Below are 18,358 nucleotides of genomic sequence, written 5' to 3' on the forward strand. Positions count from 1 at the left end.
AGACATGGTCGCTATATAGTGGAGCGCGTCTATTGTAGCACAATCGCTAGAGCATGAGAACAGCTGTATTCGCTATCATTTCTACGAGCGCGCGCAATAGATCGCTTCCCAGCGCACAATCCGCAGGTACAGTGAGGCACAGGCCAGCAAGTGCGCGGTAGCATTTTGTTAACATTCGAGGCTCGGGGGCAGTGGCCGCTAGGCACCGCCAAGAGGCCCATGGCTATGGTATGCGCCAGATGCCCGATTGACTGCAGAGCACGCAAAAAAGCGGCCCGATCCGTTCTGGATCGAGCCGCTTGGCAGGTTCGCCATCTTCGTTAGGTGCCGCCCCAGCGCGTCAGGATCTCGCGGCCCAGCAGGCCAAACTGCACCTCGTAGTCGGTGCCAGCTTTGTCGGGGTGGAACTCGAAGCGGGCGCGCTCGAAATACTGCACTGTGTAGCTCTGCCCTGTGCTCGGGTCGGTGGCGGGGAACGGCTCGGTGATCGGCAGGCCCACAAACTCTAGCCCGCCCAGCTGCTGCCAGCGCGACAGGAACGGCGGGCAGATGCTATGGCCGCTCTCGGGGAACAGCTGGCACTCGGGCGGCGCGCTCTCCACCTTGGGCAGCGTGGTCCAGTCGATGCCAAACTGCTTGAGCACCGCCGTGCCCAGGTGGCCCAGCTGCACCGCGTAGGATGTGCCCGCCAGATCGGGGAAGTACTCCAGGCGGGCGCGCTCGAAGTACTGCACGGTCTTGGGTCGCCCGCTGCCTGCGGCAGGCTCGGTCACCTCCTCGGTCAGGGGGTAGCCAAAGCGCTGCAGGCCGCCGTTGCTCTGCCAGAAGCTGAGGAAGCCGCCGCGCACCGAGTGACCGGTCTCGGCGAAGTAGCGCCCGCCGCTCTGCACCGCCGGGTCGAACTCCAGATAGGTCGGCGAGCCTTGCTCATCCAGCTTCAGCGACAGCACACCGTTCACCGGGTAGATCACATAGCGGATCTCGCCGTTCCAGCGCCGCACCATGGCCTCGCGGCAGTTGCAGGGGATATTCACCACCTGATCGGCGCGGTCGGTGTTCCAGAGCACATCCACCCGGCGCTCGCCCTCGAAGCGGAACCAGTAGGTGGCTGGCAGATCGGGCTGGCGTCCGTTGGCGAAGGTAGACTTCAGGTAGCTGCCGCGCAGCAGCTCGGCCATGGTGCGGTAGGCCAGGAAGGCTGGCTTGCGCAGGTTGGGGTCGGCCACATTCAGCGGGAAGGTGCGCCGGATCAGGCCGTAGTGAAACTCTGGCTCGTTGGAGTTATAGTTGGGCTGATCGTAGACCGACGAGCTCATGTCGTTGCGGAAGTCGTACCAGAAGATCTTCTCGACGCTGGGGTGGGCGATCGCCAGCACATACAGCCGCACCATGAACTGGGCCTGCTGATCTAGCCCCACGCCCACATTCCAGCCGCTGGATGGAAAGCCCACCTCGGTGAGCCAGACCGGCTTCGCGCCGTACTTGCGCATCATGGCGTCCAGATGCTCCATCTCGTCGGGGAAGGTCTGGCCAGTGTCGCGACGCCATGGCGAGCCTTCGGGGGCGTCGGGGCGGTAGGGGTGGATGGCCAGCACATCGAACAGCTGCCACGCGCCCAGCTTGCCCAGCTGGTCGAGATAGTCGAAGTAGTCGTAGGTATAGGGCGAGGGCGGCTCGCTCCACACGCTGGCTAGGCCGCTCAGCACAATCACCGCGTTGGGATCGGCGGCCTTGGCCGCATCGCGGGCCACATTCAGCACCCGCACGTAGTCGGCGATGGTGTACAGGCCGCTCTCGTAGCCAAAATGCTTGAGGTTCGGCTCGTTCCAGATCTCCCAGTAGCGGATCTGGCCGGTGCGACCGTAGCGCGCCACGGTCTGGTACACATAGTCGCCCCACGCGCCGATCCACTCGTTGATATTGGGCGCGGTGCCCTTGGTCCATGCCGGGTTGTAGTCCAGCAGGCCCAAGATGCTGATATTGGCGTTGTGCAGGGCGCCAATGCTCATGTCATAGTCGTACAGCCCGGCGTCGTTGCCGCCCCAGCGAAACTCGCCGCCCGGCGAGAACTGCACCTCGTGCCAGAAGATCTCCTCGCGCACCCACTGGACATTCGCCTCCTGCAGCAGCTGGATGTAGGAGGACATCTCGTCGCGGCGCACGCGGTTGGCCACATTAGCCACCATGCCGAAGGGGGTGCTCTTGTCCCGCCAGGGCAGGTCTTCCGCCTGGGCCTCGTGCGGCGGCACCAGGGCGACCGTCAGCAGGATGGGGATGAAAAGGGCTACCAGCAGACGGCGTACATTGCATCGATCCAAGGGCCACCTCAAAGATGTGTTACAGCATGCGTATAGGTGAAGTGTGGCTCGGTATAGCCAAAACATGGCATCACAGAGGGCGCGCCGCAGCATAGATGCAGCACGCCAAAGCCGCTTCGCTTGACCCGCCGACGCCACGGCAGCGCAGGATACGCGACCGTCGGCGTGATGTTAAACGAGAAAACAGGCTGTTCTTTCCACATGTAGGGGCGCTACCGATGCGCGTAGGAGCACGGTCGGGGTGTCCGTAGTAGGGCGGCGCGAGGGCGCTGCCTGCCGCGCGAGGGTGGAGGTACGATGGTTAGGAAAGCAGGTCGCGCACCAGATGCAGCACCTGATCGATCTCAAAGGGCTTCTGGATGATAACCGCGCCATCGGCCTCTAGATCCGCAAACCAGGGCTTGCGGCTCAGCGCTGTCATGATGAACACGGGGATGCCCTCATCCTGCAGCGTCTCTTTCATGCGCTGGAAGGTCTCGACGCCGTCGAGCTGGGGCATCATAATATCGCTCATCACCAGGTTGGGCTTGAGCGTGTGCAGCTTCTCGATGCCCTCTTCGCCATTATTCGCCAGCACCACCTCGTAGCCGGCATCGCGCAGAGCTATCTCAAGAACCGTCTGGAGCGCGAGATCATCATCGATGATTAGGACGGTCTGCTTTGCGGTCATATCCTTCTCCCATTGTCGTGCCGTCACGTTCATCGGCTGGGCTATTATAGCAGAAGAATAGACGCGGGCTTCAGCGCGGCAGCTGGGGCGCGGCGCGCACGCTACGCTCGGAACGGTAGGTGACCAGGCCGGTGGGGCCGCCGGGCACGCGCCGCACATGCTTGCGCCGCGCCACCTCCACATCGGCGGCGGCCTCGCCGCGCGCGCTGCTGAAGTAGGCGGCCAGCGCGGCGGCCTCGTGGATGGTGCGCTCGGGCACGCCGTCGCCGCCCTTGATCACCACGTGGGCGCCGGGGATGCCGCGCACGTGCAGCCACAGGTCGTCGGGGGCGGCCACGTGGAAGGTGACGTGCTCGTTCTGGCTGGCGCTGCGCCCCACATAGATGGTGTAGCCATCGCTGGATGTGGTGCGCAGCGGCGGCTGGCGGCGCAGCTTCAGGCGCTTCTTGCCGCTGGGCTTCAGGTAGTCCTGGTCCTCGGCCTCGCGGGCGATCTCCTCGATCTGGTCGAAGCTGTCGGCGATGGCCAGCAGGGCCAGCCGCTCGTCCAGCCCGGCGATGCGGGCCTCGGTGGCGGCCAGCAGCTCGGGCACGTGGGCCAGCGCGCCCTTGGCCTTGTCGTAGGTGCGAAAGCGGGCCTGGGCGTTCTCCACTGGCGTTAGGCCGGGGTTCAGCGCAATCTTCTCGCCCTCCACCTCCAGCTCGATCTGGCCGGGGCGGATGCTGTGCAGGAAGGCGTAGATCATCTCGCCCTCCCAGCGGGTGCGGTCGAGCGTGCTGGCCTGCTGCATCTGTTCGGCCAGCTGGCGGCGCTGGCGGTCCAGGCGCTCGCGGGTCTCGCCCAGGGCCACGGCCAGGGCCGCGCGCCGCTGCGCGTGCGAGGTGAGCTGCTCGCGGGCGGCGTAGAAGGCCTCCAGCGCGGCACTCATGCTGGGCTGCGGCTCGCCCCCGCCCAGGTGGGCCAGCGGGTAGGGCGCGTAGGCCAGCGGCGCGCCCTCGGGGCCGCGCGCCAGGGTGGGCTGCCAGGGGCCAGCCAGGATCTGGTGCAGCGCGGCCACGATCGGCTCGAAGGGCAGGTCGGGCGCGGGCGCGGCCTTGGCGGCACCGGTGGCGCGGAACACCACCTCGCGCGCCACCTGCGGCGAGAGGCCGCTGTAGGCGCTCACCAGGGCGCGGGCGAAATCGGCCTCGGCGGTGGTCTCGGCCAGGTGCTGCAGGCCAGCGGCGGTGGCGCGGCGCGGGTTCAGCTTGTCCTGGCGGGGCGGCAGCTCGTACGGCTCGCGCGGCTGCACTGGGCGGCGGCTCATCAGCGGCGAGACGTGGCGCACGCTCTCTTTAATGATGTTGTCGTCGCCGACCAGGATGATGTTGCTGCGCCGATCCATGGCCTCCACCACCAGCTCGGTGCGGTGCAGCTCATCCAGCTGCTCCTCCGGCTCGTCGGGGGCGGGGTCGCCCGTGTTGCGCGCAGCGGGGCCTTTGGCTATACTAAGCAGAATAATCCGCTCTAGGTCGGGCTGCTCGATGCCCAGAATATGCCCGCCGAGCACATATTTGCGCATCAGCAGCAGCATGGGCGTCTCGCCCTCCACCCCGCGCGAGGCGCGCGCGCCCAGCAGGTGCACGCGGGCGTGCTGGGGGTGGGCCGACATCAGCAGGTGGTGGCGGCGGCCACGGTTGTAGATCTCCAGCGCGATGCTGAGTGCATTGGGGCGCACCACGCGCTGCACGCGCCCGCCCACGATCGTGGCGCGCAGCTCGTCGGCCACGGCGGCCAGGGTCAGAGTGTCAAAATACATAGATTATTGTGAGGCGTCAGAGACGCTAAATAGGTGATTTTCCGATTAACAAGTATAGCATGAGGGATCAAGAGCGCGATGTCATTTGAAGATCTTAACCCGGTGCTCTCCGGCCAGCCGCCGCTGCCGCTGCTGGTCGTCATCTCTGGCCCGTCGGGCGTGGGCAAAGACACGGTGCTCATGCGCATGCGCGAGCTGGGCTTCCCCTTCCACTTTGTGGTCACGGCCACCAGCCGCGCCCGCCGCCCCAGCGAGCGCGACGGCTACGACTACCACTTTGTGAGCGAGGAGCGCTTCCGCGACATGATCGCGGGCGACGAGCTACTGGAGTGGGCCGAGGTCTACGGCCACTACAAGGGTATCCCCAAATCCGAGATCCGCCAGGCTCACGCCAGCGGGCGCGATGTCATCCTGCGCATCGACGTGCAGGGCGCGGCCACCATGCGCCAGCTGGTGCCCGGGGCGATCTTCATCTTCATCGCCCCGGCCAGCATCGACGAGCTGCGCAACCGCCTGCGCTGGCGGCGCACCGAGACCGACGACGAGATGGAGCGCCGCCTGGGCGTGGCCATGGCCGAGATGGAGCAGGTGCGCAACTTCGACTACGTGGTGGTGAACCGCGAGGACAAGCTGGATGAGGCGGTGGGCCAGATCCGCTCGATCATCCACGCCGAGCGCCTGCGCGTGGTGCCCCAGAAGGTGACGCTCTAGGCGGGTGGCACGCGCTTTGCCCTTCCCAGAGCGACACACGCGCAGCATGCGCACCGCCAAAACCATGGCGTCGCAGGGGTAAGCCGGTTTCCCCCATAGCGCTCGGGTGCCGGCAGCGCATCGGGCTGGGCACACCCATAAATAAGGATGGCGGCGACGAGTGTGCTACAATACCGCCAAATATCTAGTGAGAAAGTGATAGGGATATGGCTCTGCAAGAGCAACTGCAAAACGATCTAAAGGCGGCCATGCGCTCGGGCGACAAGCGCCGCGTTGAGGTTATCCGCATGGCGATGGCGGCAATCAAGAACGCCCACATCGCCCAGCTGAAGCAGGCGTACGACGCCAGCGCCGCCGCCGCCACCGACGAGTCGACAATCGAGCTCGACCACACAGCCATGAGCGACGAGGCCGCGCTGGATGTGCTGAAGAAAGAGTCGAAGCGCCGCCGCGAGGCCGCCGAGGTCTACCGTAGCGCGAACCGCGCCGACTTGGCCGAGGCCGAGGAGGCCGAGGGCGCGATCCTCGACTCGTACCTGCCCCGCCAGCTCACCGCCGACGAGCTGCGCCCGCTGGTGGCCGAGTTCATCGCGGGCCTGGGCGTGGCCAGCCCCAGCGAGATGGGCAAGATCATGCCCGCGCTGATGAAAGAGTTCAAGACCAAGGCCGATGGCCGCGTGATCAACCAGGTCGCGCGCGAGGTGCTCTCCTCCAAATAGCACGGGCCAGGGGTGCGGGCGCACGCCCCACCCCGGCCCTGCCCACACCTTCACACGAATAGATACCTATGCGGCGGCGATGGAGTTTCTGGCATAATAGGCGCACCACGCCCGCGCCTGCCATAGCAGAAAGCGTACTGTACGCCGAGCGCATGTTCTGGCTGCTCACCTTCAGCTTCGGCCTGATCGCCTGGCTTATTCTGGTTGTGCGCGCCCCGCTCGACCCCAACCTGCAGGTCGGCAAGCCCAGCCCGGTGACCATCCAGGCCAGCCACGACGCGCGTTACTACAGCGCCACCCGCACCGAGGAGGCCCGCACCCGCGCCGAGAGCGACCCCAGCACCGTCGTCTATACCCGCGACACCGCCGTGCCCACCCAGCAGCGCAACCTGCTCAGCGAGCTGCTCACCACCGCCACGCAGATCCGCGACGACCCCACGCTCAGCGCCAACGACCAGCGCGTGCGGCTCACCGAGCTGCCAAATAGCACCCTGGTGATCACCGCCACCATGGCCGACACGATCGTGACGCTCAGCGAGGACCAGTGGAAGAGCGTGCGCCAGCTCGGCACCGACCTCTACGACATGGCCATGCGCGAGTACAACTTCGCGCTGACCGACCAGGATGTGAAAAACCTGCGCGAGCGCTCGCTGCCCTACTGGGCCGCCGAGCGCGCCGACGGGGCCATGCGCGATCTGGTCATCTCGCTCACCACGCCCTTCCTCAAGGCCAACCAGCTGGTGGATGAGGACGCCACGCGCAAGCGCAAACAGGAGGCCCGCGAGGCCATCCAGCCGGTGGATGTGCAGCTGCTGCAGGGCGAGAGCATCGTGCGCGCCGGCGACCTGATCACCCCCGACGTGCTGGAGAAGCTGGAGGCCCTAGGCGAGCTTGAGGGCGAGCTGAACATTATGAGGGTGCTGGGGCGCGGCATCTTCGCCTGGCTGGCGGCCAGCATCCTGGGTGGCTATCTGGCCACCACCCGCAAGCACGTGCGCCGCAGCCGCCGCTACACCCTGGTGATCTATAGCCTCACCCTGATCACGCTGGCCCTGGCCCGCATGCTGGTCGGGCTGCCGCTGGGCGACACCTGGCCCTACGCCTTCCCGCTGGGCGCGGCGGTGCTGCTGATCGCGGCGCTGTTTGACAGCGGCATCGCGCTGCTGGTGGCGATCGTGCTCAGCTTCCTGATCGCCTTTATCGACGGCAGCAGCTTTGGGCTGAATGCGGCGCTGCTGCTCAGCTCGACCGCTGGCGTGTTCGCGCTGGGCCGCGCCAATCGCTCGCTGCGCTTCCTGATCGCCGGGCTGGCCCTCACCGCTGTGGTGGCGCTGGTGCAGATCGCCCTGTGGACCACCAGCGCCAGCCAGATCTCGCCGCAGCAGCTGCCCATGATCCTGGCCATGAGCCTGGTCAACGGCACGCTGGCCTCCATCCTAGCCCTAGGGCTGTACAACCTGCTGGGCCAGCTGGCCGGGGTGGTCACGCCCTTTCAGCTGATGGAGCTTTCCAACCCGACCCAGCCGCTGCTGCGCAAGCTCATCCGCGAGGCCCCCGGCACCTACTACCACAGCGTCACCGTGGGCAACCTGGCCGAGAGCGCCGCCGAGCTGATCGGGGCCGACGCGCTGCTGCTGCGTGTGGCCGCCTACTACCACGATGTCGGCAAGTCGGCGCGGCCCTACTTCTACACCGACAACCAGAACGACCGCGAGAACGTGCACAACGAGCTGGACCCGCGCACCAGCGCCCAGATCATCGCCGACCACGTGCGCGAGGGCGTCAATATGGCCCGCGCCGCCCACCTGCCCATCCAGATCATCGAGTTCATCCAGACCCACCACGGCACCAGCATCATCCAGCACTTCTACCAGATGGCTCTGCGCGAGCAGGACAGCGTGGATGTGGCCGACTTTCGCTACCCCGGCCCCAAGCCGCAGACGCGCGAGCACGCCATCCTGATGCTGGCCGACTCGGTCGAGGCCACGGTGCGCTCGAAATCGCAGCACGGCAAGCTGGTGACACCGCGCCAGCGCGCCAGCGGCCAGGGCCAGCCCGGCGCGCAGACGCTGGAGGAGATGGTCTCGTTCATCATCGACGAGCGCATCCGCAGCGGCCAGCTGGATGAGAGCCCGCTGACCCTGCACGAGCTGGCCTGCATCCGGCAGGCCTTTATCACCACGCTCCAGGGCATCTACCACCCGCGCGTCGAGTACGCGCCCCAGCTGGTGAAGACCACATAGCCACAATAATATGGATACGGTGAGAACCTATGCAGATTGATATTGAGATCGACGAGGCGTTCGAGGGCAAGGTCGACCAGAGCCTGATCGAGCGCGCGGTGGCCGCTGTGCTGGCGGGCGAGGGCATCGACGAGGAGATCGAGCTGAGCATCCTGATCACCGGCGACGAGGAGCTGCACCGCCTGAACCGCGACTACCGTGGCGTGGACCGCCCCACCGATGTGCTCTCGTTCGCCAGCGAGGAGGAGCCGGACGATGCCCCGGTGGCCTTCGTGCGCCCCGATGAGGAGCCGCGCTTCTTGGGCGACCTGGCGATCTCCTACGAGCGCGTGCTCGACCAGGCCGAGGAGTACGGCCACAGCCCCGCGCGCGAGCTGGCCTACCTGGTGGCCCACGGCCTGCTGCACCTGCTGGGCTACGACCACGAGCTGGGGCCAGACGAGGCCGCCGACATGCGCGCCCGCGAGGAGGCCGCCATGGCCCAGATCGGCCTGACCCGCGAGTAACCAGAAAAAACAGGCACCCATGCACCTTGCTTCAAAATCGCAGGCCAAGGCCGCCGCCAAGCCCCACAAGCGGGCCGAGTCGGTGCTGGCCTCGTTCCGCTACGCCTTCGCTGGGCTGGCCCACCTGATCGCCACCCAGCGCAACGCCCAGATCCACTGCGCCGCGATCGCGCTGGTGGTGGCGCTGGGGGCGGCGCTGGGCATCAGCCGCGTAGAGTGGGCCATCCTGGCGGTCACGTGCACCCTGGTGATCGCCGCCGAGGGCGTGAACACCGCCGTCGAGGCCGTGGTCGATCTGGCCTCGCCCGACTTCCACCCCCTGGCCAAAGTGGCCAAGGATGTGGCGGCGGGCACCGTGCTGCTCACCGCGATCGGCGCGGTGGCTGTCGGCCTGCTTGTGTTTGGTCCGCCGCTGCTGAGCTTTGTGATACGTTAAACCCATGAATATTCTGCTGCTCTCGCCCTACGCCCCCTACCCACCCTACGGCGGCGGTACGATGCGCATCTACCAGATCGCCCGCGGGCTGGCCCGCCGCCACCGGGTCACATGCCTCACCTTCGCCGCCGACGCGCGGGCCGAGCGCGGCCTCGCGCCCTTCCGCGATGTCTGCCGTACCCTGGTGGTGCGCGGCCCCGATGATCGTAGCCTAGCCCGCCGCGCTGTCTCCACCGCGCTCTCGCCCCTGCCCGACATGGCGCTGCGCAACGCATCGGCCAGCTACGCCCAGGCCCTGCGCGACCTGCTGGCCCGCGAGCACTTCGACATCGTGCAGGCCGAGAGCATCGAGATGGCCCCCTACCTCGACATCGTGCGCCAGGTGGCCGATGCCGCAGGCCACCGCCGCCCGATCTGCGCCTTCGACCAGTTCAACGCCGAGTACGTCATCCAGAAGCGCGCCGCCATCACCAGCTTCGACGCGCTGCGGCGCGGCGCGCTCTCGCCGCGCAACCTGGCCGGTGCCGCCTACTCCACGGTGCAGTGGGCCAAGCTGGCCCGCTACGAGCGCCGCGCTATCGCCCAGGCCGATGTGGTGTTCGCTGTCTCCGACGACGACCGCGCCACTATGCAGGCGCTCGCGCCCCACAGCACCATCCAGGTCGCGCCCAACGGCGTGGACACCACGGTCTTCAGCCGCGCCCAGCTCGAGCACGACCGCGCGGGCGCGCTCTCGTTCGGGCCGCCCACCCTGGTGTTCAGCGGCACGCTCGACTATCGGCCCAATGTGGATGCGGCGCTGTGGTTTGTGCGCCAGGTGCTGCCCCGCATCCACGCCCAGCGCCCCGACGTGCGGCTGGTGCTCATAGGGCGGCGGCCCGCGCCCGCGCTGCAGGCCCTGCCGCCCCAGCTGGTGACGCTGGTGGGCGAGGTGGCCGACGCGCGGCCCTACATCGCCGGGGCCAGCGTATACATCGTGCCGATGCGCATCGGCGGCGGCGTGCGCCTCAAGCTGCTGGAGGCGCTGGCCCTGGCCGCGCCAGTGGTGAGCACCGCCATGGGTGCCGAGGGCGTGGCCGGGCTGGTGGGCGGCGAGCACTGCCTGCTGGCCGACAGCCCCGACGAGTTCGCCCAGGCCACCCTGCGCCTGCTCGATGACCCACTGCTGGGCAGGTGCCTGGGGGCCGAGGGCCGCCGCCTGGTCTGCGAGACCTACGACTGGGAGGCGATCATCCCGCAATTCGAGGCGGGCTACCGGCAGCTATAGTACAATACGAGAATGGAGCCACCCGCCCAACGAGCGACCCACGCGGTAGCACATGGTCTTAGCGAAAGGCGAGCCGATGCCAGACAACGAGCGCCAGCAGGAGATGATCGAGCGGCTGCAGGAGGATGAGCGCCTGCGCGGCGACCTGGGCGACGAGGCCGCCGCAGCCCTGCTGGCCTGGGCCGAGGCCCAGGTGCGCGCCCTCACCGACGACCCCGCGCGCCCCGATGCCGAGGTCGAGCCTGCCGTGCTCCAGGTGCGCTCGGCAGCGCGCCGCGCCGCCAAGAGCGGTGCCGACGACCCGCAGGCCATCGCCGCCCAGGCCGATGCCGAGCTGGCCAGCCTGCGCGGCGCGGCCCAGGCCCCCAGCCCAGCGCCTGAGCCACAGCCCATCGAGGCCGTGCTCGCGCCAGCCCAGCCTACCACGCTCGCGCCTGCCCAGCCCGAGCAGCCCGCGCCTGAGCCGCAGCCTACCGAGGCCACGCTCGCGCCAGCCCAGCCCGAGCAGCCCACGCCTGAGCCGCAGCCTACCAAGGCCACGCTCGCGCCAGCCCAACCCGAGCAGCCCACGCCTGAGCCGCAGCCTACCCAGGCCACGCTCGCGCCAGCCCAACCCGAACAGCCCGCCGCACCGGCCAACGCCACCACGCCTGCGCCAGCCGAAAGCGACGCCCTCCAGCAGTGGCGCGAGCGCCTGCGCCGCTGGCTCGGCAGATAGCCCACACTCGCAGCAGCATCCCTTCTGGTCGCCCCGCAGCGCTTGCGCCCCAGGCGACCTCTTTTATCCCTTGCCCACGAAAGGAGCAGAGCTATGCCCCGGCGTTCATCCTCCAGCAAGTCCTCGCACAGACGCACATCCAGCAGCAAAACCTCGCCGCTGGCGGTGATCGGGGTGATTCTGCTGCTCATCCTCGGCTACCTCTACGAGAGCGGCAGGCTCAGTGGGGTGCTCGGCACGCCCCCAGTGGGCAACGGGCCAGGCGTCACCGACGAGGCCCAGCCGCCCACCACCGCCCCCGGCCAGCCCGCCGCCGACGGCGCGATCACGCCCTACTTCACCACCACCGCGCTGGTCTACCCCGACAAGCAGAGCACGCGCGGCAAGGCCCCGCTGCTTGAGGCCTTTCTGGCCGACATCAACGCCGCCAGCAAGCGCATCGACCTCGCTACCTTCGACTTTGACATCCCCGAGGTCACCGACGCGCTGATCGCAGCCAAAAAGCGCGGCGTCGAGGTGCGGCTGATCGTCGATAGCGAGAATCTGGAGACCGAGGAGGTGGCGCAGGAGACCGGAAGGCTAAAGTCGGCGGGGATTCCTGTGCATTTCGACGATCGCGAACCATTTATGCATAATAAGTTCGCCTCGATCGACGATAAGATCGCATGGATGGGATCGTGGAACGTCACCACCAATGATACATTTCGCAACAATAACAACTTTATACGCTTTGTGAATGATCAGCTGGCCGCTGACTACCGCAACGAGTTCGAGCAGATGTTTGGCGGCGCATTTGGCACCGCAAAGAAAAGTGGCACGCCCTACCCCACCGTACAGATCGGCGATGCGACGATCTCTGTTTTTTATTCGCCAGAAGATGGCGTAGCCAAACATGTGCTAGAGTCGCTCAACCAAGCCAAAAAGAGCATTCGATTTATGGCGTTCTCGTACACCGCCGACCCGATCGCCGACGCGATGATATCGAAGCACAAGGCCGGGCTTACCGTCGATGGTGTCTTCGAGGCGCAGAACGCCAAGGGAACTGGTGCCGACTTTAGCAAGCTGCAGAATGGCGGGGTGAATATCCTTACCGATGGCAACTGCTATATTATGCATCATAAAACAATCATCATCGATGACCATATTGTCATCACCGGCTCGTACAACTTCACCGCGAGCGCAGAGCGCAGCAACGATGAAAACCTCGTGATCATCGACAGCCCTACGATAGCCAGCATCTACCTCGATGAGTTCAGCCGGGTCTTCGGCCAGGCGCAAAATCCCACACGTTGCGGCTCGTAGCATGCAAAAAAGCGGCTCTGTTTCTTTAGAAAACAGAGCCGCTTTCTTTTGTAGAGTTTCCTAACAGAAATTGCCGAAGCGCTGACTATACCTCGGATTTCTTGCGCCGACCGCGGCGCTTTGGCGTTATGGGCGGAAGCGTGGCGGCAGCGACGCGCGCGACTTCCTCATCCTCGTCATCGCTATTATCGATGTCGCTCAGTTCGATCACGCGGAAACGCAGCGTATCGCCCTTTGTACGCCGAAACTCGAGATTGACCTGTCGGCGGGCGGCGGCGGCTTTCAGGCGGTTTCGCACGGTTATGCGCTTTTCGCCCGATTCCAGCTCCGCTTCGCCATAATCGCCCACATTATAGCCATCAAGGAAGGTATCGTAGAGTTCCTCGACAACCTTGCGCTGGCCCTTGTTCTTGTGCTCAATGGTTCGTACTTCGTCGACACTGAGCTTGCGCACCTTTGGCATATATTTCTCCTTTGCTACGTAAGCCTCTACCAATTATACTACTCTAAGAAACTATTTTTTGCAAATACGATTCTATAGATTTTTGTTACCATTTCTGCTACATACTCGTACATCTACCAGATTCTTGCTTAATAGCCTGTTGCACCATGCTCGCTGGCCGAATATATATGGGTGTGTTCTGCCAGCAAACATCGATTATTTCCAACATCACTTCTAGTTGCAGTCCCTATTAGGATGCCGTACGTTCAAAAACTATTCACAGCAATGATACGACGTAGAACGCTTTTTTAACCTGGATCGAAGCGCTTCGAGCGCCGAACTATCGGAACAGATTCAAAGCAGCTCTTTTCGTCATATTCTGGCCATGTTTGTATACACACCGAGCCACCACAGTGCACAGCGCCGCAAAGCCATCGCAAAACCACGCTAAGCATGGGCCAGCGAGCCTTTGTGCTATAATCCCTAGCACAACCGCACGGCATACTCGCGCGCTCACACTCGCGATTTCCATGCCCTCACAGCACGCAGGAGGATTTGGCGATGCGGCCCATTTCCAGGGATACGCAGCAGCGGCGTGCGCTCCTGCGTCGCCGTCTTCTCGACCTAGCGGCGACACACGACGCCACCACAATAGAACAGCAGATCGACGCCCTGATCGAAGACATTGGCCTGGCCGACCTCGACCCGCTGCCCATGCGCTCCCCACAAGAGAGCTGGGATGAAGACCAGCGGATCGTCGTGACCGGCATGGGCGTGGTCACGCCGCTCGGCATCGGCCTCGATCCGTTCTGGCAGAACCTGACCGCCGGCAAGAGCGGCATCCACCGCGTCGAGAGCTTCAACATCAGCACCCTGGCCAGCCAGATCGCCGGCGAGGTGCCCGGCTTCGACCCCAAGAGCTATATGGATGCCAAGGATGCCCGCCGGATCAGCCGCGCCAGCCAGTTCGCGGTGGCGGCGGCGCGCATGGCCCTAGAGGACGCCGACCTGACGGTGGACGCCAGCAACAGCCACCAGATCGGCGCGCTGATCGGCAACGGCAGCTCATCGCCGCCCGACACCGAGGCGGCGGCCTATACCCTGATCGAGCGCGGCCTGAACAAGGTCAACCCCTTCTACATCACCGGCTCGCTGCCCAACATGCCATCGTGCCAGGTCTCCATCCAGCTGGGCCTGCGCGGCTACAACACCAGCATCGCCACCGCATGCGCGGCCAGCGCCCAGGCCATCGGCGAGGCCGCCGAGATCATCCGGCGCGGCGACGCCACGGTGATGCTGGCGGGCGGCTCGGAGGCACCGGTGTGCAAGTTCACCCTGGCCTGCTTCAGCGCGGCGCGGGCGCTCTCCACCCGCAACGACGACCCCGAGCACGCCTCCCGCCCGTTCGACGCCCAGCGCGATGGCTTTATTGTCTCCGAGGGCGCGGGCGTGCTGGTGCTGGAAAGCCTGGCCCACGCGCGGCGGCGCGGCGCGCGCATCTACGCCGAGCTGATCGGCTACGCATCCACCTCCGACGCCTTCCACGTGACCGCGCCCCACCCCGACGGCGATGGCGCGGCCCGCGCGATGATCCGCGCCATGCAGAAGGCCGAGATCACACCACAGCAGGTAGACTACATCAATGCCCATGCCACCAGCACCGCCGCTGGCGACCTGGCCGAGACCCTGGCGATCAAGCAGGCGTTTGGCGAGTACGCCTACAGCGTGCCGATCAGCGCGTCGAAATCCATGCTGGGCCACCTGACCAGCGCGGCAGGCGCGGTGGAGGCCAGCGCGGCCATCCTGGCCATGCGCCATAGCCTCATCCCGCCCACCACCAACCTGTTCGACCCCGACCCGCGCTGCGACCTCGACTATGTGCCACACACGGCGCGGCGGGCGTCGCTGCAGGTTGTTATGTCGAACTCGTTCGGGTTCGGCGGGGTCAACGCGGTGCTGATCTTCCAGCAGCCGCCGCCCACGATCTAGGCCGCCGGGCCGCCAGCGCACAAGAACGCCGCCCCTGAAATGTTCAGGGGCGGCGTTCTTGTGCGCTCCATGCGCTAGCCAGCCGAAGAGGCGGGCAGCAGCCGACCGATATGGTAGAGCAGGTTATCGAAGTCGAAGGGCTTCTCGATCAGATCGGCGCAGCCTAGGTCGCGCACGCGCGAGGATGGCAGCAGCGTGCCGTACACCGTGGTGCCCAGGATGGGCGTGTGCGACAGCTGGGGCCGCGCGTGCAGCCGCCGCGCCGTCTCCCAGGCCAGCTGGCCGGGCAGCGACAGCGCGGTGATGATCAGGTCGGGCATCACCACATCGGCAGATGCCAGCGCCTCGTGGCCCGAGGCCGCCGCCACCACGCGGTAGCCCGCCGACAGCAGGAATCGCCGCACCACCTCAAGATGATCGGGGGTGTCATCGATCAGCAGGATCGTAGGCTGTAGGATGCTCATAGGCCACCCTCGTTAAAAATCCGTATGCTACAATTATATGACGTTTGTCGGGAGAATAATACGCTGTGCGCGTAACCGAGGTACTATCGCCATGAGCAACTGGGGCATCGTGGGGCACGAGTGGGCCATCCAATTTCTGCGGCAGTCGCTGGCTGGCGGGCGGGCTAGCCACGCCTACCTGCTCAGCGGGCCAGCCCAGGTGGGCAAGGCGCTGCTGGCGCTGCGGCTGGCGCAGGTGCTCAACTGCGAGCGCGGCGAGATCGACCCGTGCATGGAATGCCGATCGTGCAGGCGGATCGAGCGCGGCAACCACCCGGATGTGCGGATCTCGGGGATGGCGGTGCAGACGATCGGCATGAAGGCCGAGGACGCGGCCAAGCAGCGCGACCTGAAGATCGACACCGTGCGCGAGTGGCTGAGCGACGTGAACCTGAAGCCCTACGAGGGCCGCCGCCGCGTCTTCATCCTGCACGACGCCGAGCGGCTGAACGAGGCCGCCGCCAACGCCATGCTCAAGACGCTGGAGGAGCCGCCGCCCTACGCCACGCTCATCCTGGTGGCCAACACCTCGGGCGATCTGCTGCCCACCATCGTCTCGCGCTGCCAGCCGCTGAAGCTACGCCCGGTGCCGCGCGCGCAGATCGCCCAGGCCCTGGTCGAACGCCGCCAGCTCGCCCAGGAGGATGCCGAGCTGCTGGCGGCGTGGAGCGGCGGGCGCTTCGGCTGGGCCGCACACATGGTGGACAGCCCCGACGATCTGGCCGCGCGCCAGGAGCAGCTGGAGCAGCTGGTGGCCCTGGCCAGCCAGCCCCGCGCCGAGGGCTTCCGCTGGGCCGAGGAGTGCGCCAAGGCCTACCGTGGCGGCGAGCAGGCCACAGTGATCGACGCGCTGCGGCTGTGGCAGAGCTGGTGGCGCGATGTGATGCTGACGGCGGGCGGCTGCCCCGAGTCCGTCACCCACATCGACCAGCGCGAGGCCCTGGGCGCCCTGGCCAGCAGCTACAGCATCGCCGAGGTGAGCGGCTTCATCGCGCGGCTGGACATGGCGGCCCAGCAGCTGCGCGAGAACGTGAACCCCCAGCTGGTGATGGAGAACACCCTGCTGCATCTGCCGCAGCCGGGCGGGGCGCGCTAGCGCCGCGCGCTACTCGTAGAAATCCGGGGCCTTACGCACACCCGGCCACCGCCGCTCGTCGTGGCCAAAGATAGTGAGCGCCACACGCTCGCGCTCGATCAGCTCGCGCAGCTTGGCGATGCTGCGGGCGGACTGCTGCGGATCCACATCCATGGTTGCCTGCGGGCCGCCCGGCTCCAGCATCGCCGCGTCGGGAATGGCGTCGATGGCCAGCAGCACCGCGCCGGTGCGCGGCAGCCGCACCAGCACCGACTGGTGGCCAGGAACATGCCCGCCGGTCTCGATCACGCGCACGCCGGGGGCCACGTCGGCATCGCCATCCAGCAGCTCGTAGCGCAGGCTGGGGTGATCCCAGGCGGCGCGGGTGGCAGCGTAGCGCGCGGCTCCGGGGGCGCGGGCGGCCTGGTGGTGGGCGCGCTGCACCAGCAGGCGGGCGTGGGCAAACAGATCGTGCGCGCCCGAGTGATCGGGGTCGAAGTGGGTGCAGATCAGCACATCCACATCGGCGGGGGCAAGGCCTGCGCGGGCCAGCTGGGCCACCACGTGATCATCCTCGCCAACCCACAGCCCAGGCAGCACCGGCGGGCCACCCACCGCCTCGCGGGAGAAGCCCGTGTCCACCAAGATATTCCGCCCGTCGTCAGTCTGGATGAGGTACCCCGGCACAGGAACGCCAACATCCCGCACGAGGCCATACTGCAGCACATAGAGACGCATCACTTCATCCTTGTCTGTTGCGGATGCCCCAACGATACTACCGCCTGGCCCAGCGCGAAACCGCCGCCAGAACGAGCGCCGCCCTTTAATCTTCCCTTAAAAAAGTTCTATTGCGCTGGGCCGCGCAGCATAGTACAATGGAAGGTAATAGGAGCCTCTTATCAAAAGGCTAGTGCATGCGACAGAACGTTTGCAGCCGATACGCCAATCAGAACCGCTCCTTTCCTGTGTGCTAAATTCCGGCCCTTGGATCACGTGTGATCCGAGGGCCGTTCGTATCCCGCGCGATAACGGTGTCGCGGCAGGGGGTACACGGGTACCTGAACGTGAGGAGGAACGCTATGGAGCTTGTTGTCAAAAGCCGCAACGGTAAGATCACGCAGCGCCAGCAGAACTACATCTCCGAAAAACTGGCCAAGCTTGAGCGGTATCTCGATCTGATCGACAAGGCGACGATCGAGGTGGCCGAGGAGCAGCGCAAGACCGAGGGTAGCGTTCACCGTGTGCAGGTGACTCTGGTGGGGAACCGTGGGGTGCTGCTGCGCGCCGAGGAGCGCGCGCCCGACCTGTACGCCGCCGTCGATGGCGTGCAGCACTCGCTCCAGCGCCAGATCGAACGATACAAGGACAAATACTGGCGGCGGGGCAAGCTGCGCCGTCAGGCGGGCGAGATCGTCGAGATCGAGCAGCCCACCCCCGCGCCTATCGAGGTCGATCCGACCGAGCCGCCACGCCTGGTGAGGACCAAAGAGGTCTACACCAAGCCAATGTTCAGCGACGAGGCCGTAGAGCAGATGGAGCTGCTGGGGCACGACTTCTTCATGTTCCGCGACGCCGACACCGACCAGATCAACGTGGTCTACCGCCGCCGCGACGGCAACTATGGCGTGCTGGTGCCGGTGGATAGCGAGCAATAGCCAGAG

Annotated in this window: 17 protein-coding genes; 11 read left to right on the forward strand and 6 right to left on the reverse strand. The window is 66.0% G+C overall.

Going from position 1 to position 18,358, the window contains the following annotated elements; translation table 11 throughout:
- Positions 1-320 precede the first annotated feature (320 nt).
- From F8S13_08870 to F8S13_08880, 3 genes are all read right to left on the reverse strand, one after another.
- Complete coding sequence (locus F8S13_08870) at positions 321-2,411, reverse strand: hypothetical protein (GenBank protein ID KAB8143989.1); 2,091 nt, start codon at positions 2,409-2,411, stop codon at positions 321-323.
- Between the two features lie 208 nt (positions 2,412-2,619).
- Positions 2,620-2,988, reverse strand: a complete 369-nt coding sequence (locus tag F8S13_08875) for a response regulator (protein KAB8143990.1) — start codon at positions 2,986-2,988, stop codon at positions 2,620-2,622.
- A 70-nt stretch (positions 2,989-3,058) separates the two neighbouring features.
- Positions 3,059-4,786, reverse strand: coding sequence for a fibronectin/fibrinogen-binding protein (locus F8S13_08880; GenBank protein ID KAB8143991.1), 1,728 nt, complete (start codon positions 4,784-4,786; stop codon positions 3,059-3,061).
- Positions 4,787-4,864: 78 nt separating this feature from the next.
- On the opposite strand from F8S13_08880, the gene F8S13_08885 reads away from it, so the two are divergent.
- The 8 genes from F8S13_08885 to F8S13_08920 all read left to right on the forward strand — a co-directional run bounded on the left by F8S13_08885 (position 4,865) and on the right by F8S13_08920 (position 12,688).
- On the forward strand, positions 4,865-5,497 hold the full coding sequence (locus F8S13_08885; protein KAB8143992.1) for a guanylate kinase: 633 nt from the start codon (positions 4,865-4,867) through the stop codon (positions 5,495-5,497).
- A 206-nt stretch (positions 5,498-5,703) separates the two neighbouring features.
- Positions 5,704-6,216, forward strand: coding sequence for a glutamyl-tRNA amidotransferase (locus F8S13_08890; protein ID KAB8143993.1), 513 nt, complete (start codon positions 5,704-5,706; stop codon positions 6,214-6,216).
- Between the two features lie 68 nt (positions 6,217-6,284).
- A complete protein-coding gene (locus tag F8S13_08895) occupies positions 6,285-8,459 on the forward strand; it encodes an HDIG domain-containing protein (GenBank protein ID KAB8143994.1) in 2,175 nt (724 codons plus the stop codon).
- A gap of 29 nt (positions 8,460-8,488) precedes the next feature.
- Complete coding sequence (ybeY, locus tag F8S13_08900; GenBank protein KAB8143995.1) at positions 8,489-8,965, forward strand: rRNA maturation RNase YbeY; 477 nt, start codon at positions 8,489-8,491, stop codon at positions 8,963-8,965.
- Positions 8,966-8,984: 19 nt separating this feature from the next.
- Complete coding sequence (locus tag F8S13_08905) at positions 8,985-9,401, forward strand: diacylglycerol kinase family protein (GenBank protein KAB8143996.1); 417 nt, start codon at positions 8,985-8,987, stop codon at positions 9,399-9,401.
- A gap of 4 nt (positions 9,402-9,405) precedes the next feature.
- On the forward strand, positions 9,406-10,668 hold the full coding sequence (locus F8S13_08910) for a glycosyltransferase (GenBank protein ID KAB8143997.1): 1,263 nt from the start codon (positions 9,406-9,408) through the stop codon (positions 10,666-10,668).
- A gap of 76 nt (positions 10,669-10,744) precedes the next feature.
- Entirely contained in the window at positions 10,745-11,386 is a 642-nt protein-coding gene (locus F8S13_08915; protein KAB8143998.1) for a hypothetical protein, read from the forward strand.
- Positions 11,387-11,479: 93 nt separating this feature from the next.
- Positions 11,480-12,688, forward strand: a complete 1,209-nt coding sequence (locus tag F8S13_08920; GenBank protein KAB8143999.1) for a phospholipase — start codon at positions 11,480-11,482, stop codon at positions 12,686-12,688.
- A gap of 85 nt (positions 12,689-12,773) precedes the next feature.
- On the opposite strand, the gene F8S13_08925 is transcribed toward F8S13_08920, so the two are convergent.
- On the reverse strand, positions 12,774-13,151 hold the full coding sequence (locus tag F8S13_08925; GenBank protein KAB8144000.1) for a hypothetical protein: 378 nt from the start codon (positions 13,149-13,151) through the stop codon (positions 12,774-12,776).
- Between the two features lie 540 nt (positions 13,152-13,691).
- Between F8S13_08925 and fabF the strand changes: the two genes are divergently transcribed.
- Complete coding sequence (gene fabF / locus F8S13_08930; GenBank protein ID KAB8144001.1) at positions 13,692-15,119, forward strand: beta-ketoacyl-ACP synthase II; 1,428 nt, start codon at positions 13,692-13,694, stop codon at positions 15,117-15,119.
- A 74-nt stretch (positions 15,120-15,193) separates the two neighbouring features.
- Here the strand turns inward: fabF and F8S13_08935 are convergent, their stop codons facing one another.
- Positions 15,194-15,583, reverse strand: a complete 390-nt coding sequence (locus F8S13_08935; GenBank protein ID KAB8144002.1) for a response regulator — start codon at positions 15,581-15,583, stop codon at positions 15,194-15,196.
- 91 nt (positions 15,584-15,674) lie between these two features.
- On the opposite strand from F8S13_08935, the gene holB reads away from it, so the two are divergent.
- Complete coding sequence (gene holB / locus F8S13_08940) at positions 15,675-16,718, forward strand: DNA polymerase III subunit delta' (protein KAB8144003.1); 1,044 nt, start codon at positions 15,675-15,677, stop codon at positions 16,716-16,718.
- A gap of 9 nt (positions 16,719-16,727) precedes the next feature.
- Here the strand turns inward: holB and F8S13_08945 are convergent, their stop codons facing one another.
- A complete protein-coding gene (locus tag F8S13_08945) occupies positions 16,728-17,435 on the reverse strand; it encodes an N-acyl homoserine lactonase family protein (protein ID KAB8144004.1) in 708 nt (235 codons plus the stop codon).
- A gap of 341 nt (positions 17,436-17,776) precedes the next feature.
- Between F8S13_08945 and raiA the strand changes: the two genes are divergently transcribed.
- Positions 17,777-18,352 (forward strand): ribosome-associated translation inhibitor RaiA, encoded by a 576-nt coding sequence (gene raiA, locus F8S13_08950; protein ID KAB8144005.1) that lies wholly within the window; start codon positions 17,777-17,779, stop codon positions 18,350-18,352.
- The last annotated feature ends 6 nt before the right edge of the window (positions 18,353-18,358 follow it).

It is taken from the genome of Chloroflexia bacterium SDU3-3 (assembly GCA_009268125.1).
Lineage (GTDB): Bacteria > Chloroflexota > Chloroflexia > Chloroflexales > Roseiflexaceae > SDU3-3.